Raw genomic sequence first — 2,205 nt, forward strand, 5'->3', positions numbered from 1 at the left:
GGGAAACGCGGCGTTCGGCGGGCACCGGGCCCGAGGTGCGTCTCGAGGTACCAGGTGTCGAGCGTCGTGCCGTCGGCGGCGATCGTCGCGAGGCCGTGGCCCCAGGCGGTGGTCGGGCGGTCGGTGGCGGTCGTGTCGGTCACGGGACCAAGGGTACCGAGGTGCCGGAGCCGACCACCGTCCCGGCTGGACGGCCTGTGGATGACCCGTCGCGGGCCTCCAGGACGGCGCACACGCAGGCGCCCTGTCCCGGTGGGCCGGCCGGGAGGCACGCCCACCTGTGGACGAGCGGCCGACGTTCCACAGGTGGTGGGCTCGGTGGGGGTGGCAAGGGTCGGCCGGTAGGCTGCCCGCATGCCGGAGCCGCTCGACCTCACCGCCTCGTCCATCGACATCACGCGTGCCATCTGCGACATCGAGTCGGTGTCGGGCAACGAAGGCGCCCTCGCCGACGCGATCGAGGCGGCCCTCGCGCCGCTGCCGCACCTCGAGGTCACGCGCGACGGCGACGCGATCGTCGCGCGGACGACCCTCGGCCGCGACCGCCGGGTGGTCATCGCCGGGCACATCGACACCGTGCCGCTCAACGACAACCTGCCGACCGAGTTCCGCACGGCGGAGGACGGCACCGAGATCCTCTGGGGCCGCGGCACCGTCGACATGAAGGCCGGCGTCGCCGTGCAGCTGAAGCTCGCGTACGACCTCGCCGAGCCGACGAACGACGTGACGTGGGTCTTCTACGACCACGAAGAGGTGAGCGACGCGCTGAACGGCCTCGGTCGCCTGGCGCGGACCCGGCCGGAGCTCCTCGCCGGCGACTTCGCCATCCTCGGCGAGCCGTCCGGAGCGCAGATCGAGGGCGGGTGCAACGGCAACCTCCGCGCCGAGGTCCGTGCGTACGGCAAGCGCTCGCACAGTGCCCGGAGCTGGATCGGCGACAACGCGATCCACAAGGCTGCTCCGGTCCTCGCGACGCTCGCGGCGTACGAGCCGCGCACGGTCACGGTCGACGGGCTCGAGTACCGCGAGGGCCTGAACGCCGTGGGCATCACGGGCGGCATCGCCGGCAACGTGATCCCGGACGAGGTCATGGTCCACGTGAACTACCGGTTCGCCCCGTCGCGTAGCGCGGACGAGGCCGTCGCGCACATCCGCGAGCTGTTCGACGGGTACGACGTGCAGATCGTCGACCTCGCCGCCGGCGCCCGCCCCGGGCTGGACGCGCCGCTCGCCCAGGAGTTCGTCGCCGCGGTCGGCGGTCCCGCGCCCCGGCCGAAGTACGGCTGGACCGACGTCGCCCGCTTCTCCGCCCTCGGGGTCCCCGCGGTCAACTACGGCCCGGGCGAGCCGGTCTTCGCGCACCACGACGACGAGCAGGTCCCGCTCGCGCAGATCACCTCGGTCGAGGACGGCCTCCGTCGGTGGCTGACCGCCTGACGACCGGCGGGACGCTCCGCGCACGGTCCCGTTCGGCCGTCCGGTGGCGAGCTCGCTACCGTGCGGTGCCGTGGTGGGCGCGGATCACCGTGGTCTACGTCCTCGCCCGCACCGTCACCACCGTGATGATGCAGGGCTTCGCGGCGGTGCAGTCGGCGAACTCGTTCACGGCCGAGCACCCGTCCTACCTGGCCTTCGCATCGATCTGGGACGGCGCCTGGTACCGCGTCATCGCCACCGGGGGCTACCCCTCCACACTGCCGGTGGACGCAGCCGGGCACGTCACCGAGAACGCGTGGGCCTTCATGCCGGCGTACCCGTTCCTCGTGCGCGGGCTGATGCTCCTCACCGGAGCGTCGTTCGAGGCGGTGGCGGTCACGGTGTCCCTCGTGGCGGGCTGGGGTGCGGCGCTCGTGTTCCGTCGGCTCGTCGGCCGCTTCCTCGATGCGCCGCGTGCGACGTTCGCCACCGTGCTGCTGTGCGTCGCGCCGACCTCGGTCATGTTCCAGGTCGCGTACGCGGAGGCGATGGGCCTGTTCCTCCTGCTGGTGGCGCTGCTCCTCGCGGTCGACCGCCGCTGGTGGACGATGCTCCCCGTGGTGCTGCTGCTCGGCATGACCCGTCCCACCGGCCTGGCGTTCGCGTTCTTCCTCGTGCTGTTCCTCGCGGTCTGGTGGTTCCGACCGGCATGGGTCCGTGAACCCGCCCGACCCACGCTGCGGTCCGCGCTGCCGCCGGCGCTCGTCGCGGTCGTCTCCGGGGCCGTCC

General features: G+C 72.9%; 1 protein-coding gene and 1 pseudogene. Both read left to right on the forward strand.

Annotated elements, in window-relative coordinates; genetic code table 11:
* Nucleotides 1–354: 354 nt before the first annotated feature.
* Nucleotides 355–1,437 (forward strand): succinyl-diaminopimelate desuccinylase, encoded by a 1,083-nt coding sequence (gene dapE, locus I59_RS17855; RefSeq protein ID WP_022905040.1) that lies wholly within the window; start codon nt 355–357, stop codon nt 1,435–1,437.
* A pseudogene (locus I59_RS17860) lies at nt 1,422–2,205 on the forward strand (hypothetical protein); the annotation flags it as partial. The gene dapE and the pseudogene I59_RS17860, both read left to right, overlap by 16 nt.

The sequence above is a fragment of the Curtobacterium sp. B8 genome (assembly GCF_000333315.1).
Lineage (GTDB): Bacteria > Actinomycetota > Actinomycetes > Actinomycetales > Microbacteriaceae > Curtobacterium > Curtobacterium luteum.

What these genes read in the sequence shown, in the direction of transcription:
- dapE (WP_022905040.1), top strand. Translation starts at nt 355, where the DNA reads ATGCCGGAGCCGCTCGACCTCACCGCCTCGTCCATCGACATCACGCGT.